This is a genomic window from Streptomyces sp. GSL17-111 (assembly GCF_037911585.1).
Lineage (GTDB): Bacteria > Actinomycetota > Actinomycetes > Streptomycetales > Streptomycetaceae > Streptomyces.
In genome coordinates, this window is sequence record NZ_JBAJNS010000001.1 from 1858794 (window position 1) to 1873962 (window position 15169).

Here is a 15169-nt window from a genome sequence, read left to right on the forward strand (position 1 = left end):
GCGGCGGCCGGACGGCGCCCCGGCGCGGGGACGGCTCAGAGCCAGCCCTGCCGGGCCGCGAACACCCCGGCCTGGAACCGCGTCTCGGCCCCCAGCCGGGCCATCAGCTCCGTGAGCCGCCGGCCGACCGTCCGCTCCGTCACCCCGAGGGCGCGGGCGATGGTGCGGTCCTTCAACCCGGACGCCAGCAGGGCCAGCAGTTCCCGGTCCCGGGCGGAGGGTCCGCACTCCGCCGCCGGCCCGTCCACGGGCGCCGCCCGCTCCCACAGTTGCTCGAAACAGCACACGAGGACGTCGACGAGCGACGACTCACGTACCAGCAGCCGCGCCCCGGCGTCCGGACGCGTGTAGGAGACGGGCAGCAGCGCCGTCCTCCGGTCGGCGACCGCCATCTTCAGCGTGACGCCGGGCAGCACCCTGGCCTGCTCCCCCGCCCGGACACACCGTCGCATGGCGGCGAACTGCTCCGCCGAGGCCAGCGCCTCCCGCGAGTAGACGCAGCGGTAGGACACCCCGGCGGCGAGCCGGGAGAGCTCCAGGTCGTTGGGGCTGCTCTGACCACCCGCGTACGGCGGCGCGTCGACGGCGATGACCTCCTCGCGGGCCTGCAGCTGCATCCGCACCACGGCGGCGAGGACGGCGTCCTCCCCCTCCAGCAGCTCCACCACGGGCATCCCCTGCGCGGTACGCCCGTCGCCGGCCCGCAGCCGGTCCGCCAACTTCTCGACGTGCAGCTGCATGTGGGCCAGGTCGGTGCGCCGACGGTTGATCAGCGCCGCGAGGGCCTCCTCCGGAGCGACGGCCACGAAGACGGCGGGGGTGAAGCCGATCTGCTGCACCAGCCCGGCGCCGAGCAGCCGCTGGAGCGCCGGGCGGAGCACGGCGGGGGACGCGCCGACGGCGTCGCCGAGTTCCTCCGCCGTCGCCCTCTTCAGGTCCAGCAGAGTGAGGTAGGTGTCGTTCTCCGTCCGGCCGAGACCGACCGGCTCCAGCAGGAACACGTGTACCTCCCGGCGCCGACAGTGAGGTCGCCGGACGCGTCGGGACTGTAAGGCGTCCGCCGACCGGCCGTCAAGATCCACGCGGCACGCCCGATAGCTCCGCATTCGCGCCGACGGAACCGGACATTGTCCGAGACCGGAACCGCACGCCGATTTACAGCGGGCCCGGTCGCCCCGATTCTGGGCCGGGGCCCGCCGTCACCCGGTGGGCGTCCCCTGGCCATCACCCCCCACGGGCAGTGGCGACCGCCACAGGGATGGCAGTCCCTCAGGAGCATTGATGCGTAAGAGAACCAGCACGCCCACGAGGAAGATACTCGGCGCCGCCGTGGCCCTCGCCACCGCGGCGGCCGTCGCGGCCGGGACGGGCAGCAGCGTCGCCGCACCCCCGGCGCCGTCCGCCGCGTCCGCCGACGACCGCGCGTACGTCTACCGCATCCACGACGGCGCCCACGCGGACGCCGCCGCCCTCGCCGGCTTCGACCTCATCGAGGACCGCGACGGCGACGACCTGTTCGTCCTCGGCGACGCCGGGACGGCCAAGAGCCTCAAGGACGCCGGGCTGACCGCGAGCGTCCACGAGAAGCTGGCCCCCGCCGTCCAGGAGGCGCCCAAGCGCAGCGGCCAGGCGCCGAGCCTCAGCGCGCAGGTGGCCGAGGAGACCTACTACGGCGGCTACCGGACCGTCAACGCCCAGTACGCCCACCTCGACCAGGTCGCCTCCGACCACTCCACGCTGGCCACCGTCTTCGACATCGGCGACTCGTGGCGCAAGGCCACCGGCCGCCCCGGCGGCTACGACATCAAGGCCATCTGCATCACGAAGAAGCAGTCCGGCGACTGCCAGCTCTCGCCGAACTCCAGCAAGCCGCGCTTCCTCGTCCAGGCCCAGGTCCACGCCCGGGAGCTGTCGACCGGCGAGATGGCCTACCGCTGGATCGACTACCTGACCGACGGCTACGGCAGCGACCCGACGGCCACCGAGATCCTGGACACCCGCGAGGTCTGGGTCGTGCCGATCGGCAACCCCGACGGCGTCGACATGGTCCAGCAGGGCTTCATGGGCGGCGGCTCCGGCCTCCAGTGGCACCGCAAGAACGCCAACCACACGCACAGCCCGTACAACTGCTCCGAGAACTCCGGCAGCGGCGAGGGCATCGACCTCAACCGCAACAACGGCAGCCACTGGGGCGGCGCGGGCACCAGCTCCAACCCCTGCTCCCAGGTCTACAAGGGCCCGTCCGCCGACTCCGAGGTCGAGAACCAGGCCCTGCACGACCTGTACCGCGACCTCTTCCCGGACACCCGGTCCGGCGGCGACACCTCGGCCGCCGACCCGGACACCCAGGGCATGTTCGTCACCATGCACAGCTACTCCAACATGGTGCTGTTCCCCTGGGGCTTCGACAGCGACGTCGAGAGCGGCAACGACGCCGCCCTGCGCGAGATGGGCCGGGACATGGCCCAGCTCGCCGGCGGCTGGCAGTACGGCCAGCCCGGCGAGATCCTCTACGACGCCAGCGGCAGCCACGACGACTACGCCTACGACGTCCTCGGCGTCCCCAGCTTCACCTGGGAGATCGGCCCCAGCGGCGGCAGCTGCGGCGGGTTCCACCCCTCGTACTCCTGCCAGAACACCTTCTGGAACCAGGTCAAGCCCATGCTGACCTACGCGGCCGACAAGGCGGAGAACCCCTACGGCGGGGGCGGCGGCGACCCGGACCCCACCCAGTGCACCGGCACCAACGGTGACAACGTCGCCATCCCCGACAACGGCTCCGCCGTCACCAGCAGCATCACGCTCTCCGGCTGCTCCGGCAACGCCTCGACCAGCAGCAAGGTCGAGGTCCACGTCGAACACACCTGGCGCGGCGACGTCACCGTCGACCTGCTCGCCCCCGACGGCAGCTCCTACCGCCTGAAGAACGCCAGCGGCAACGACAGCGCCGACGACATCCACGAGACCTACACTGTGAACCTCTCCTCCGAGGCGCGCAACGGCACCTGGAAGCTCCGGCTCCAGGACACCGCCCGGTACGACACCGGCACCCTCGACACCTGGACCCTCACCCTGTAACCGGCCCCACCCGGCGGTTCGGGCCCGGCGCACGCGCGCCGGGCCCGAACCCGTTTCCGTCCGGCCCGCCCGTCCTCAGGCGTCCGCGAGGAGGGGGTCGTACGGGGTGCCCGTGCGGCGGGCGGACATGAAGGAGAGGAACTCGCCCACGAAGGCGCTCCGGCCGTACGCGCCCTCGGTGACGTCGAGGTCGCGGTGGAAGGCTGTGCGGAACAGCGCCCGGTACTCGTCGGCGTCGATCGACCCGCTGCCGTCCCGGTCGGTGGCGTCGAAGAGCACCTCGGCGACGCGGATGAGGGCAGGGCCGGCGAGGGAGGGGACGGCGGCGGCGTACTCGTCGGCGCTGACCCGGCCGTCGCCGTCCGTGTCGAGGGCGGCCTGCAACTCGCGCCACCAGGCGGCGAAGGCGTCGTAGAGCCGCGTCTCCTGCGGCTCGTCCAGGTCGAGACGGGTGGCGAGCTCCCGGGCCATGGCGGCGAGGTCGGGCCAGTCGAGGTGGCCGTCGCCGGTCTGGTCCAGGACCTGGCGGAAGAAGTCCCCGGCCGACCGCCGCGCCTCCACCGCGTCGGTGGCGGGTGCCGAGCCCGGCACCGGGGCGTCGTCCAGCGGGTTGAGGAGGCGGAGCAGCGCCGAGGCCCGCTTCAGGTGACCGCCCAGGGCCGCCACGGCCCGGACCCTCGGGTCCTCGCCGCCCGCGTCGAGCGAGAGGAGCCGGATGACGCTCTCGGCGTTGAGCAGGCCCGGAGGCAGGAAGCGGGCCAGCCCGGCGGCGAGATAGGCGCTCCGCATGAGGGCCTCCGCGCCCGGCGTCTCCGGGAGACCGGCCCGGCGCCGGTAGGGCTCGGGCAGCGAGGCGACGGTGACGGCGCCCAGGAGCGGCCCGGCGACGGCGCGGCCCGCCGCCCACAGCGTCGGCGCGCCGTCGAACAGCGCCGGGGCGGGCAGGTGGTCGAAGAGCCGGTAGAGGATGACGCGGGCGGCCTCGGTGTTCTCCAACTCGTGCGCGACGACCCGGTCGAAGTACGGCCAGAAGGCGTGCACATCCGCCGGGATCCCGTCGGCGTCACCGTCGAGGAGGGCGAGGAAGGCGCGGTACTCGGCGTACATCCGCTCCATCGTCTCCTGGTCGAGCGGTTGGCCGCTCAGCCGGCACATGGTGGCGGCGCTCTCGAAGAGGGTCGCGACGACCCAGGCGCGCGTCGCCCGGTCCATCGCGTCGTACGCCCGGCCGCGCCCGTCGGCGCCGCTCATGCGGGCGTGCAGCCGGTTGAGCCGCGCGGCCTCCCGCTCCCGGACCGCCGGGTCGGGGCTGAACATGCGCCGCAGACTGAAGAACGTGTTGCGGAGCCGGCGCCAGGGGTGGGTGACGAAGGTGGAGTTGTCGAGGAGAGCGGCACCGACCTGCGGGTGCGCCGCCTCCAGCACGGTCGCGCGCACCAGGGCGAGGGCCCAGCGCGGGTCGTCGAAGAGCACGTGGAACTCCGAGCCCGGGCCGAACAGGGCAGGCCCGTCGTCCGGTGGCATGGTGTCCGTACGGGGAGCGCCTGGCGTCATCGTGGGTCTCCGTTCGTCCGGGGCGGCAGCCCGCCGAAGCGACGGTCGCGACGGCGGTAGGTGTGCAGGCAGTGGAGGAAGTCGGCGGCCCGGAAGTCCGGCCACAGCACCTCGGGGAAGACCCACTCGGCGTAGGCGACCTTCCAGAGCATGAAGTTGGAGATGCGCTGCTCACCGGAGGTCCGGATGACGAGGTCCACGTCCGGTGTGTCGGGGAACGGCAGGTGCGCGGCGAACCGCGACTCGGTCACCTCGTCGGCCGGGATCCCGTCGCGGATCAGCGACCGGGCGGCCTCGACGATGTCCCGGCGCCCGCCGTGGTCGAAGGCGACGGTCAGCGTCATGCCCCGGTTGTCGCCGGTCAGCGTCGCCAGGTCCGCGAAGTCCCGCGCCAGCGCGCGGGGGATGCGCGGGTCCGTCACGCCGAGGAAGCGGCAGCGGATGCCACGGGCGAGCAGCAGCGGGGCGTGCTTCCGCACGATCCGGCGGACCAGGCGCATCAGGTAGTCGACCTCGTCGCCGGGCCGGTCCCAGTTCTCGGTGGAGAACGCGTACAGGCTGAGCCACTCGACGCCGGCGGCCCGAGCCGCCTCGATGACGTCGATGACGGTGGTCTCGGCGGCCCGGTGCCCCGCCGTCCGGGGCAGCGAACGCCGCTGCGCCCAGCGGCCGTTGCCGTCCATCACGCACGCCACGTGCCGGGGCACCGCACGCACCGCCATCCCACCCCGTCGCCCGCCCGGGGCGGCACCACCGACCGTGTCGCGCTCGTCCACGCCCACCCCGCCTCGCCCGCGCCCCCACCGGCGCGTTCCCTGCCACCACGGTGGCAGCCCGGGCGGCCCCCGACCCACGGAACGGGACGCGGTCACCCCTGGCTCACGTGTCCGAACCCGCATCGCCGCGCTGCCACACCCTCACGACACGGCGCCGTCAGCATCGCGCGGCTCGACCGACGGACCACCATCACGCGCCGCAAAGGTCACCCAACCCACAGCATTCAGGTCGGACGACTCCCACACGGCGGCCCCACCCGTTCCCCCTCTCACACTTCTCGCCTCTTCCCACCACCCATGCCAGCAGATTCCGCACCATCTCGAAGCACAGCCTTTTCGGCCGGTCCCAAAAGGCCGTCGCCGACGCGCCACCGCGCCGCCATACTGCGCTATGGTGTTGGTATGGCCACTAAGAAGGTAACGATTACTCTCGATGAGTCCCTGGCCGAGGCCCTGGCCAGTGCCGCTGAGGAGGAAGGTATCCCGCTCTCCAGGCTTGTCGCCGGTGCGGCTGAACGAGAGCTGCGGCTGCGGGCCGGTCGGGCCGTGATCCAGCAGTGGCAGGCGGAGCACGGCACCTTCACACCGCAAGAGCTCGCAGCCGCCCGCGCCGACATGGCCGACGCCGATGCCGAGCACCTCAGCGGCACGGGTGCATCGGCCGCGTGAACATCCCTTATCTGTACGACGCCGGTGCGCTGATCGCCATCGACAACGACGACCGGCGCATGTGGGCTCGGCACAGCCTGGCTCTCGAAGACGGCAGGGACATCCACGTACCCTCCGTGGTCGTCAGCCAGGCCTGGCGGGACTCCCGCCGCCAGGTCAGGCTCGGCAAGTTCCTCGCCGGGTGCCATGTCGTTCCCGTGGGCTTGGAAACCGCCAAGGCCGCAGGCATTCTCTGCGGGAAGGCCGGCACTGCAGACATCGTCGACGCTACCGCCGTTGTCATGGCTGCCAGTCTCGGGGCGATCATCTGGACGTCCGACCCGGACGACATCCGCGCCCTCATCGACGCCCAGGACCTCAAGCCCGCTCCCGTCATCCGCACCCTCTGACCTCCGAAGGCCTGCGGACCCCTGCGGAGCACGACGGCCTGACCTACATCACCGCAGTACAGGCCACCCCTACAGACGCGATCACACGTTGAAGCGGAACTCCACGACGTCGCCGTCCTGCATGACGTAGTCCTTGCCCTCCATGCGGGCCTTGCCGCGGGAGCGGGCCTCGGCGACGGAGCCGGCGTCGACGAGGTCGTCGAAGGAGATGACCTCCGCCTTGATGAAGCCCTTCTGGAAGTCCGTGTGGATGACGCCCGCCGCCTCGGGGGCGGTGGCGTTCTGCTTGATCGTCCAGGCCCGGGACTCCTTGGGGCCGGCCGTCAGGTAGGTCTGCAGGCCGAGGGTGCGGAAGCCGACGTGGGCGAGGGTCGCGAGGCCGGGCTCCTCCTGGCCGACGGACTGGAGCAGCTCCAGCGCCTCGTCCTCCTCCAGCTCGGCGAGGTCGGCCTCCAGCTTGGCGTTGAGGAAGATCGCCTCGGCGGGGGCGACCAGGGCGCGCTGCTCGTCCTTGAACGCGTCGTCGGTCAGCTCGTCCTCGTCCACGTTGAAGACGTAGAGGAACGGCTTGGTGGTGAGCAGGTGCAGCTCGTGGAGGGCGGCGGCGGCCTCGGTGCCCTGGCCGATGCCCGCGGAGAAGAGGGTGCGGCCCTCCTCCAGGATGGCCTTGGCCTCCTGGACGGCCTTGACCTGCGGCTGCTTGTCCTTCTTGATCCGCGCTTCCTTCTCCAGGCGCGGCAGGACCTTCTCGACGGTCTGGAGGTCGGCGAGGATCAGCTCGGTGTTGATCGTCTCGATGTCGTCCTTGGGGGACACCTTGCCGTCGACGTGGACGACGTTCTCGTCCCGGAAGGCGCGGATGACCTGGCAGATCGCGTCGGACTCGCGGATGTTGTGCAGGAACTTGTTGCCCAGCCCCTCGCCCTCGCTGGCGCCGCGCACGATGCCCGCGATGTCGACGAAGTCGACCGTGGCGGGCAGGACGCGCTCGGAGCTGAAGATCTCGGCGAGCTTGGCCAGTCGCGGGTCGGGCACGCCGACGACGCCGACGTTCGGCTCGATCGTGGCGAACGGGTAGTTGGCCGCGAGCACGTCGTTCTTGGTCAGGGCGTTGAACAGGGTCGACTTGCCGACATTCGGCAGACCGACGATTCCGATCGTGAGCGACACGTGGCGACTTCCCGTAGCGAGCGGATCTGGGGGTGGGCGGCCCGGGGCGTGCGGGCCGCCCACCAGTCTACGGGCGCCGCCGGACGGGCGACGACGGGCGCCGGACGCGGCCGGACGCCGCGCCGCCGGGCGGGCCCGGCGTCAATGCGGCGCAACGGTGTCACGCCTTCGATGGAACGGCGAGGGTGACAGCGGCGTGTCAGGGGGGCGTGAGCGGGGTGGTGGGCGCCTACGTTGGTGGCGTGGAGCGCATGAGGCAGGGTGAGCGGGAGCGGGTGCCGGTCCCGCGGTCGGCGAGGAGGGGGCGAGAGGGGCGGCCCGTGCGTCCGGCGGCGCGGCGGGGAGCGGCTGCGGTACGGACGCCCCGCGCGGTGACACGGCTGGCGGCGCTGCGGCTGACGGCGCTGGGCGGCGGGCTGCTGACGATCACGGCCATGGTGGTGATCGCCGGGCTGGTGCGCCTCCTGCTGGACGCCTCGACGGCCGTGTACGGGTGCTGCTTCGTCCTGGTCGGCCTCGCGTCGGTCGTGTGGGTACGGCCCGCAGACGTCTTCAGCGCGCCGGTCGTGGCGCCCATCGCCTACGCGACCGGGCTCGTCCTGCTGACCGGGGGATCGGGGGACGGCGGGTTCGGGGAGCGGGTCATGACGGTGGTCACGGCGCTCGCCGTGGAGGCGGCGTGGGTGTACGGGGGGACGCTGGCGACGGCCCTGGCGGCGCTGGCGCGCCGGGCGACGCTGGCCGCCGCCAGGCGTCGGGCCAGGGAGGCGGCGGCGCGGCGCGCGGCCGGCCCGAAGGCGCAGAAGCCGCCGAAGCCGCCGGGTCCGCGCGACGCCGAGCAGGCGCCGCCGCGCACCCGGCGACCCGCCCGCTGAGCAACGCGGGCGGGCTCGGGCGGTCGGGTCAGCCGGTCAGCTTCTGGGCGGCCTCGGAACGCAGGTCCCGGCGCAGTTCCTTCGGCAGCGAGAACTCGATGTGCTCCCGCACGGGCTGCACGACCTCGACGTCCGCGTAGCCGCGCTCGGCCAGCCACTCCAGCACGCCCTCGACCAGGACGTCGGGCACGGAGGCGCCGGAGGAGAGGCCGACGGTGGTGACGCCGTCGAGCCAGGCCTCGTCGATCTCGCCGGCGTGGTCGACGAGGTGGCCGGCGGAGGCACCGTGGGCGAGGGCGGTCTCCACGAGGCGGACGGAGTTGGAGGAGTTCTTCGAGCCGACGACCAGGACGAGGTCGGACTCGGCGGCCACCTGCTTGATGGCCGTCTGGCGGTTCTGGGTGGCGTAGCAGATGTCGTCGCTCGGCGGGCTGATGAGCGCGGGGAACTTGTCCTTCAGCGCGTCGACGGTCTCCATCGTCTCGTCGACGGACAGCGTGGTCTGGGAGAGCCAGACCACCTTCTCCGGGTTCTTGACCTCGACGTTCGGGACGTCCTCCGGGCCGTCGACGAGCGTGATGTGCTCGGGGGCCTCGCCGGAGGTGCCGATGACCTCCTCGTGACCCTCGTGGCCGATGAGGAGGATGTCGTAGTCGTCCTTGGCGAACCGGACGGCTTCCTTGTGCACCTTGGTGACCAGGGGGCAGGTGGCGTCGATGGTGGCGAGCTTGCCGCGCTCGGCCTCACGGTGCACCTCGGGGGCCACGCCGTGGGCGGAGAAGATGACGATCTCGCCCGGGGGCACCTCGGAGGTCTCCTCGACGAAGATCGCGCCCTTCTTCTCCAGCGTGCGGACGACGTACTTGTTGTGCACGATCTCGTGCCGGACGTAGACGGGGGCGCCGTACTGCTTCAGGGCCTGCTCGACGGCGATGACGGCTCGGTCCACGCCCGCGCAGTACCCACGGGGGGCGGCGAGGAGGACGCGGCGGGCGGTCTCAGCACTCATGTGCCCATCGTACGGGCGCCCGATGATCGTGCTCACCGGCGCATGGGGGTGCGCGGCGGGCGGAGGGGCGGTGGTGTCGGAGGCGGGCGGTAGTGTCGCGCGCATGGCTCTCCAGACGTCGCCCGAGGCCCCCATCCCCGTCGCGCAGGTGTCGCGGCTGATCGGCGGGTGGATCGACCGGCTGGGCGCGGTCTGGGTCGAGGGGCAGATCACCCAGCTCAACCGCCGCCCCGGAGCCGGGGTGGTGTTCCTGACGCTGCGTGACCCGTCGCACGAGATGTCCCTCAGCGTGACGTGCTTCCGCCAGGTGTTCGACCAGGTGGCGGACGTCGTCGGGGAGGGCGCGCGGGTCGTCGTGCACGCGAAGCCGGAGTGGTACGCGCCGCGCGGCCAGCTGTCGCTGCGGGCGGCGGACATCCGGCCGGTGGGGGTCGGTGAGCTGCTGGTGCGGCTGGAGCAGCTGAAGAAGACGCTGGCGGCGGAGGGCCTGTTCGCGGCGGCGCGGAAGCGGCCGCTGCCGTTCCTGCCCCGGCTGGTCGGGCTGGTGACGGGCCGGGCGTCCGCGGCCGAGCGGGACGTGCTGGAGACGGCCCGGCAGCGCTGGCCCGCCGTGCGGTTCGCGGTGCGGAACGTCGCGGTGCAGGGGGTCCACGCGGTGCCGCAGGTGATCGCGGCGGTCCGGGAGCTGGACGCGGACCCGGCCGTGGAGGTGATCGTCGTGGCGCGGGGCGGCGGCAGCGTGGAGGACCTGCTGCCGTTCTCCGACGAGCGGCTGGTGCGGGCCGTCGCGGAGTGCGGCACACCGGTCGTCTCGGCGATCGGCCACGAGCCGGACACCCCGTTGCTGGACCTGGTGGCCGACCTGCGGTCGCGGACGCCGACGCACGCCGCGAAGGACGTCGTGCCGGACGTGGGCGAGGAGTCCGCGCGGATAGGGGAGCTGCGGGACCGGGGGCGGCGGCGGCTCGCGGCGCTGCTGGACGCCCAGGAGCGCGGCCTGAACGACTGCGTGAGCCGCCCGGCGCTCGCGTACCCGCACCGGATGGTGGAGGAGCGGGCGGACCAGGTGGACGACCTGCTGCTGCGCGCCCGCCGTACGCTGGGCCACCTGCTGGACCGGGCCGGCGGGGAGCTGGAGCACACCCGGGCCCGGGTCGTCGCCCTCTCCCCCGCCGCGACACTGCGGAGGGGCTACGCCGTGCTCCAGCGCGAGGACGGGACGGTGGTGCGGGACGCGGCGGAGGTGGCCGAGGGCGACGCGCTGCGGGCCCGGGTGGCCGAGGGCGGCTTCACGGTCACCGTCAGTCCGTCGGCCTAGGGTGGTGGGCATGGCGAACACGGAGACGGACGCGGCCCGGGACGGCGTGACGGACGGCGGTGCGGGCCCCGGCGCGGACGCGGTGCTGGGCTACGAGCAGGCGCGCGACGAATTGGTCGACGTCGTCCGGCGGCTGGAGGCGGGCGGGGCGACGTTGGAGGAGTCGCTGGCGCTGTGGGAGCGCGGCGAGGAGCTGGCGAGCATCTGCCGGGGCTGGCTGGCGGGGGCCCGGGCCCGGCTGGACGCGGCGCTGGCCGCCGACACCGAAGGCACCGAAGGCACCGAGGACGCCAAGAACGCCGAGGAAGACGCCGGGACCGAGGGCCCGGCGGACGGCGCCGGATGACGGGGGCGAAACTGGGGGAATAATCGTTGAAGCTTCACCATTCACCCGGTGTCAGCACGACGACCCCCGACATGTGAAACGGATGGATCCGGATGGACACGGCACTCGCCCTCGAGGTCTCCGCGCAGAACCTGCTCTTCCGCGAGGCGCACACCGCGAACACCTTCACGGACGAACCGGTGAGCGACGAGCAGATCGAGGCGGTCTACGACCTCGTCAAGCTGGCGCCGACCGCGTTCAACCAGTCCCCGCTGCGCATCACACTCGTGCGCTCCCCGGAGGCCCGCGAGCGGCTGGTGGGGCACCTGGCCGAGGGCAACCGGGCCAAGACGCGGACCGCGCCGCTGACCGCGATCCTCTCCGTGGACCTCGACTTCCACGAGCGGCTGCCGGAGCTGTTCCCGGTCATGCCGGGCCTCAAGGACGCCGTCTTCGCGGAGCTGGAGACGCGTGAGGAGGCCGGCACGCTGAACGCCGCGCTCCAGGCCGGCTACTTCATCCTGGGCGTCCGCGCCGCCGGGCTCGCCGCCGGGCCGATGACCGGGTACGACGCGAAGGGCGTCAACAAGGAGTTCTTCGGCGACGGCAAGCAGAAGGCGATCATGGTCGTCAACATCGGCCGTCCGGGCCCGGACGCCTACCGCCCGCGCGGCCCGCGGCTGTCCGCGCGGGACGCCGTCACCACGGTCTGACGCGACAGCGGCCCGCCGCCGTCAGGACTCCTCGGTCCCGGCGGCGGGCTCGTTCGCGGCCTGCTCGTCCCCGCCCGGCGACGGGTCCGGGTCGTCGGAGCGCTGCGGCTCCAGCGCGTCGGCCAGTTCCGTGAGCCGGGCGAACGGGGCCGTTCCGGTCACCACCGTGGTGACGCCGGGCTCGGTGAGCACGAGCGCGTCGTACTTGGGCCCCTCGTAGCGCGCCCACTCCTCGCCGTCGACGGTCACGGTCTCGCCGGTGTCGGCGGCCTGGTGGGTGACCTTCGCGACGAACTTCCTCGGGTCGCCGTCGCTCTGCTCGACGGCCGCGTACTCCACGTCGGGGTCCACGAAGCCGAGGTGCCACACCGCGCCGTGGTCGCTCTGCCCCCGGTAGTAGACGGAGGTGGCCCGCCACTCCTCGTCCAGGCCCCGGGGGGCCATGAGGGCGTAGGGCGCCGCCCGCTCGGCCGTCACCAGCTCCGCACGGTAGGAGATCTCCCGCGGACGCTCGTCCCCGCTGTCCTCGTCGGGGATGAACAGGTAGAGACCCCAGGCGCCGATGCCGATCACGGCCATCGAGAGCACCATGTCCTTGACGGTCTTCATGCCACGCGTTGCTGCCACGCCCTCCATGGTCCCTTATGCCCGTCCGTTTCCGGCAGCGGGCCCTGCGGGTGTCGGCCGGCGCGCTCCGGGCGCTCAGACGTGAGGGGCCCCTGCTCATCCTGGCACCGGACGGATAAGGTCGTACGTACCCTCACCCGTCTTGACTGCCCGGCGGCTCCTCCCGGCCGACCGAGTGGAAAGGTGCGTTCCGATGTCGGACAACCATCTGCCGTCCCCGCTCGAAGTGAGCCCCGAGGCGCCGGACCGCAACCTGGCCCTCGAGCTCGTGCGCGTCACCGAGGCGGGTGCCATGGCCTCGGGGCGCTGGGTCGGCCGCGGGGACAAGAACGGCGCGGACGGAGCCGCCGTGAAGGCGATGCGCACCCTCGTCTCGACCGTCTCCATGAACGGCGTCGTCGTCATCGGCGAGGGCGAGAAGGACGAGGCGCCGATGCTGTTCAACGGCGAGCGCGTCGGCGACGGCACGGGCCCGGAGTGCGACGTGGCCGTCGACCCGGTGGACGGCACCACCCTGACGGCCAAGGGCATGGCCAACGCGGTGTCCGTGCTGGCGGTCGCCGAGCGCGGCGCGATGTTCGACCCGTCGGCGGTCTTCTACATGAACAAGCTGGCCACCGGTCCCGAGGCGGCCGAGTACGTCGACATCGACGCCCCGCCGTCGGTCAACGTGCGCCGTGTGGCGAAGGCGAAGGGCTGCGCGCCCGAGGACGTGACCGTGGTCATCCTGGACCGGCCCCGGCACGAGACCATCGTCAAGGAGGTGCGGGAGGCCGGTGCCCGCATCAAGTTCATCTCCGACGGTGACGTGGCCGGCGCGATCATGGCCGTGCGGGAGGGCGCCGGCGTCGACCTGCTGCTGGGCATCGGCGGCACGCCCGAGGGCATCATCGCCGCGTGCGCCATCAAGTGCCTCGGCGGGACCCTGCAGGGCAAGCTGTGGCCGCGCGACGACGCGGAGCGGCAGCGGGCCGTCGACGCGGGCCACGACCTCGACCGCGTGCTGCACACGGACGACCTGGTCAGCGGCGAGAACGTCTTCTTCGTGGCGACCGGCATCACCGACGGCGACCTGCTGCGAGGGGTGCGCTACCGCGCGGAGACGGCCTTCACCCAGTCCCTGGTCATGCGGTCCAAGTCGGGCACGATCCGGCAGATCGACTCCACGCACCGGCTGGCCAAGCTGCGCGCGTACAGCGCCGTGGACTTCGACCGGGCGATCTGACCCGGCCCGCCACGGCGGAGCCGACCCGCCGCGCCGGTAGCCGGCGCCCGGGCCGGCTAACCAGCACGGGCGCGCGGCGGCTCAGGCGATGCGGCGCACCTGCGCGGGGACGCCGTCGGCCTGGCCGACGGCGTCCCGTCGGCGTCGGCGGGCGAGCACCACGCGCCGCTCCGCCGCCGTCAGCCCGCCCCACACCCCGTACGGCTCGGGTTGGAGGAGGGCGTGCTCGCGGCACTCCACCAGGACGGGGCAGCGCGCGCACACGGACTTCGCCGCCTGCTCGCGGGCCAGCCGCTCCGCCGTCGGCTCCTTGGAGGGGGCGAAGAACAGCCCGGCCTCGTCCCGGCGGCAGACCGCCTCGGAATGCCAGGGGCCGGCTTGTTCACGGTCGGGCGTGCGTCCCCGGAGGGCGCCGGACGGCGCCCCGGCCGGGGGGAGAACGGCTGCCTGCAGAGACTGATGCGGCGGTCGCGGCACGGTCCACTCCTGACGATGGCGATGGGAGTCACCCTGACTGCCTTCATCCGCACGGGAGTTCACCAGGGGGAGCCGTGCGTGAGGCGATGCCGGAAGCTCTACCCGCTGTACGCACGCTTATGCGCTCAGTCGTCACTCGAGCGCAAGTCGCGGACGCGTCGACCCCGTACGGCCTTCGCCTCGACGGCTCCGCACAGGGCCACGCCCCGGACGACGACCACCGGAGCGCGGGGGTCGTCGGCCGTCAGCCCCTCGATCTCGAACGCGCCCATGACGCCCGAGCCCTCGTTCCGGAGCGTGACGTTCTCCGGCACGGTGATCTCGACGCCGCCGCAGACGGCGTAGGCGTTGATGACGAGTTCCTGCTGGTCGAAGAAGGCTTCGGTCAGATCGATCTCCACGCTGCCGAAGGCCGCGACGGCGTGCAACGGGCCGCCCGCGCGCCAGCGCCCCCGGCGCACCGCCGAGCTGAAGACGGCGGCCAGGGTGCGGCTCAGGCCGGGCTGCGGCACGCCGTACCGGGCGGGCGCGCTCTGGTCGTGGCGCGCCGGGGCGGGCCCGGGCGCGCTCCGGGGCGTGCGCCCTGCGGGCAGGTCGGCGACGAGGGGCGTCAGTTCGTCCAGCGTGCGCGCGGAGTACGCCGTCCCGACGCGGTCGCTGTGTTCGGACGGGGTGATCCGGCCCTCTTCGAGGGCCTGGGTGAGGAGGGCCGCGATCCGGTCGCGGTCGGCGTCGGAGGCCCGTACCGCCGTGGGCCGCTTGCTGAGCGTCACGCCGTCCGCGTCACCGTTCACGTCACTCCGATCCGGGTGACGGACCGCTGCTCCCGTGTCGGGAGGAACGCGTGCCGCCCCCTCGCTGCTTCGTCCCCGCCGCCCCGGACGTCCCCGCTGCCCCGAGCGCCCGGCCCTCCCCCCGTCGGCCCGGCACGGACAGCGTACCGACCATCGCGATAGATCGCGAG

The 15169-nt window shown here is 72.9% G+C and carries 16 protein-coding genes; 8 read left to right on the forward strand and 8 right to left on the reverse strand.

The window, feature by feature from the left end; genetic code table 11:
• Nucleotides 1-35: 35 nt before the first annotated feature.
• Nucleotides 36-1001, reverse strand: coding sequence for a helix-turn-helix transcriptional regulator (locus V6D49_RS07870; protein ID WP_340558314.1), 966 nt, complete (start codon nt 999-1001; stop codon nt 36-38).
• Nucleotides 1002-1281: 280 nt separating this feature from the next.
• Here V6D49_RS07870 and V6D49_RS07875 point away from each other — a divergent pair, with 280 nt between their 5' ends.
• On the forward strand, nt 1282-3078 hold the full coding sequence (locus V6D49_RS07875; RefSeq protein WP_340558316.1) for a M14 family zinc carboxypeptidase: 1797 nt from the start codon (nt 1282-1284) through the stop codon (nt 3076-3078).
• A 75-nt stretch (nt 3079-3153) separates the two neighbouring features.
• Here V6D49_RS07875 and V6D49_RS07880 read toward each other — a convergent pair whose 3' ends face one another.
• The gene (locus tag V6D49_RS07880) at nt 3154-4632 is read right to left on the reverse strand and encodes an oxygenase MpaB family protein (protein WP_340558318.1); all 1479 of its coding nucleotides are present in this window, start codon (nt 4630-4632) and stop codon (nt 3154-3156) included.
• On the reverse strand, nt 4629-5348 hold the full coding sequence (gene uppS / locus V6D49_RS07885) for a polyprenyl diphosphate synthase (protein WP_445330626.1): 720 nt from the start codon (nt 5346-5348) through the stop codon (nt 4629-4631). The genes V6D49_RS07880 and uppS overlap by 4 nt, the downstream gene beginning before the upstream one ends.
• Nucleotides 5349-5810: 462 nt before the next feature.
• Here uppS and V6D49_RS07890 point away from each other — a divergent pair, with 462 nt between their 5' ends.
• Nucleotides 5811-6077, forward strand: a complete 267-nt coding sequence (locus tag V6D49_RS07890) for a hypothetical protein (RefSeq protein WP_340558319.1) — start codon at nt 5811-5813, stop codon at nt 6075-6077.
• Nucleotides 6074-6466, forward strand: coding sequence for a PIN domain-containing protein (locus V6D49_RS07895; protein WP_340558320.1), 393 nt, complete (start codon nt 6074-6076; stop codon nt 6464-6466). Before V6D49_RS07890 ends, V6D49_RS07895 begins: the two co-directional genes overlap by 4 nt.
• 81 nt (nt 6467-6547) lie before the next feature.
• Here V6D49_RS07895 and ychF read toward each other — a convergent pair whose 3' ends face one another.
• Nucleotides 6548-7636, reverse strand: a complete 1089-nt coding sequence (gene ychF, locus V6D49_RS07900) for a redox-regulated ATPase YchF (RefSeq protein ID WP_340558321.1) — start codon at nt 7634-7636, stop codon at nt 6548-6550.
• Nucleotides 7637-8007: 371 nt separating this feature from the next.
• Between ychF and V6D49_RS07905 the strand changes: the two genes are divergently transcribed.
• Nucleotides 8008-8511, forward strand: a complete 504-nt coding sequence (locus V6D49_RS07905; RefSeq protein WP_340558323.1) for a DUF6542 domain-containing protein — start codon at nt 8008-8010, stop codon at nt 8509-8511.
• A gap of 28 nt (nt 8512-8539) precedes the next feature.
• On the opposite strand, the gene V6D49_RS07910 is transcribed toward V6D49_RS07905, so the two are convergent.
• On the reverse strand, nt 8540-9520 hold the full coding sequence (locus V6D49_RS07910) for a 4-hydroxy-3-methylbut-2-enyl diphosphate reductase (protein ID WP_191210889.1): 981 nt from the start codon (nt 9518-9520) through the stop codon (nt 8540-8542).
• 103 nt (nt 9521-9623) lie between these two features.
• Between V6D49_RS07910 and xseA the strand changes: the two genes are divergently transcribed.
• The 3 genes from xseA to V6D49_RS07925 all read left to right on the forward strand — a co-directional run bounded on the left by xseA (nt 9624) and on the right by V6D49_RS07925 (nt 11876).
• Complete coding sequence (xseA, locus tag V6D49_RS07915) at nt 9624-10838, forward strand: exodeoxyribonuclease VII large subunit (protein ID WP_340558325.1); 1215 nt, start codon at nt 9624-9626, stop codon at nt 10836-10838.
• Nucleotides 10839-10848: 10 nt separating this feature from the next.
• The gene (locus V6D49_RS07920) at nt 10849-11184 is read left to right on the forward strand and encodes an exodeoxyribonuclease VII small subunit (RefSeq protein ID WP_340558327.1); all 336 of its coding nucleotides are present in this window, start codon (nt 10849-10851) and stop codon (nt 11182-11184) included.
• 92 nt (nt 11185-11276) lie between these two features.
• Nucleotides 11277-11876, forward strand: a complete 600-nt coding sequence (locus V6D49_RS07925; protein ID WP_340558329.1) for a malonic semialdehyde reductase — start codon at nt 11277-11279, stop codon at nt 11874-11876.
• Between the two features lie 21 nt (nt 11877-11897).
• On the opposite strand, the gene V6D49_RS07930 is transcribed toward V6D49_RS07925, so the two are convergent.
• Nucleotides 11898-12512, reverse strand: coding sequence for a DUF4245 domain-containing protein (locus V6D49_RS07930; RefSeq protein WP_445330484.1), 615 nt, complete (start codon nt 12510-12512; stop codon nt 11898-11900).
• 184 nt (nt 12513-12696) lie between these two features.
• Here V6D49_RS07930 and glpX point away from each other — a divergent pair, with 184 nt between their 5' ends.
• The gene (glpX, locus tag V6D49_RS07935; protein WP_340558333.1) at nt 12697-13728 is read left to right on the forward strand and encodes a class II fructose-bisphosphatase; all 1032 of its coding nucleotides are present in this window, start codon (nt 12697-12699) and stop codon (nt 13726-13728) included.
• Between the two features lie 81 nt (nt 13729-13809).
• On the opposite strand, the gene V6D49_RS07940 is transcribed toward glpX, so the two are convergent.
• Both V6D49_RS07940 and V6D49_RS07945 read right to left on the reverse strand, forming a co-directional pair.
• A complete protein-coding gene (locus V6D49_RS07940) occupies nt 13810-14205 on the reverse strand; it encodes a WhiB family transcriptional regulator (RefSeq protein ID WP_340558335.1) in 396 nt (131 codons plus the stop codon).
• Between the two features lie 125 nt (nt 14206-14330).
• A complete protein-coding gene (locus V6D49_RS07945; RefSeq protein ID WP_340558337.1) occupies nt 14331-14999 on the reverse strand; it encodes a DUF1707 SHOCT-like domain-containing protein in 669 nt (222 codons plus the stop codon).
• Nucleotides 15000-15169 lie beyond the last annotated feature (170 nt).

Excerpts from the sequence above, each read along its gene's own strand:
- V6D49_RS07920 (WP_340558327.1), top strand. The coding sequence starts at position 10,849 with ATGGCGAACACGGAGACGGACGCGGCCCGGGACGGCGTGACGGACGGC.
- V6D49_RS07875 (WP_340558316.1), top strand. The coding sequence starts at position 1,282 with ATGCGTAAGAGAACCAGCACGCCCACGAGGAAGATACTCGGCGCCGCC.
- glpX (WP_340558333.1), top strand. The coding sequence starts at position 12,697 with ATGTCGGACAACCATCTGCCGTCCCCGCTCGAAGTGAGCCCCGAGGCG.
- xseA (WP_340558325.1), top strand. The coding sequence starts at position 9,624 with ATGGCTCTCCAGACGTCGCCCGAGGCCCCCATCCCCGTCGCGCAGGTG.
- V6D49_RS07880 (WP_340558318.1), bottom strand. The coding sequence starts at position 4,632 with ATGACGCCAGGCGCTCCCCGTACGGACACCATGCCACCGGACGACGGG.
- V6D49_RS07925 (WP_340558329.1), top strand. The coding sequence starts at position 11,277 with ATGGACACGGCACTCGCCCTCGAGGTCTCCGCGCAGAACCTGCTCTTC.
- V6D49_RS07930 (WP_445330484.1), bottom strand. The coding sequence starts at position 12,512 with ATGGAGGGCGTGGCAGCAACGCGTGGCATGAAGACCGTCAAGGACATG.
- V6D49_RS07910 (WP_191210889.1), bottom strand. The coding sequence starts at position 9,520 with ATGAGTGCTGAGACCGCCCGCCGCGTCCTCCTCGCCGCCCCCCGTGGG.
- V6D49_RS07890 (WP_340558319.1), top strand. The coding sequence starts at position 5,811 with ATGGCCACTAAGAAGGTAACGATTACTCTCGATGAGTCCCTGGCCGAG.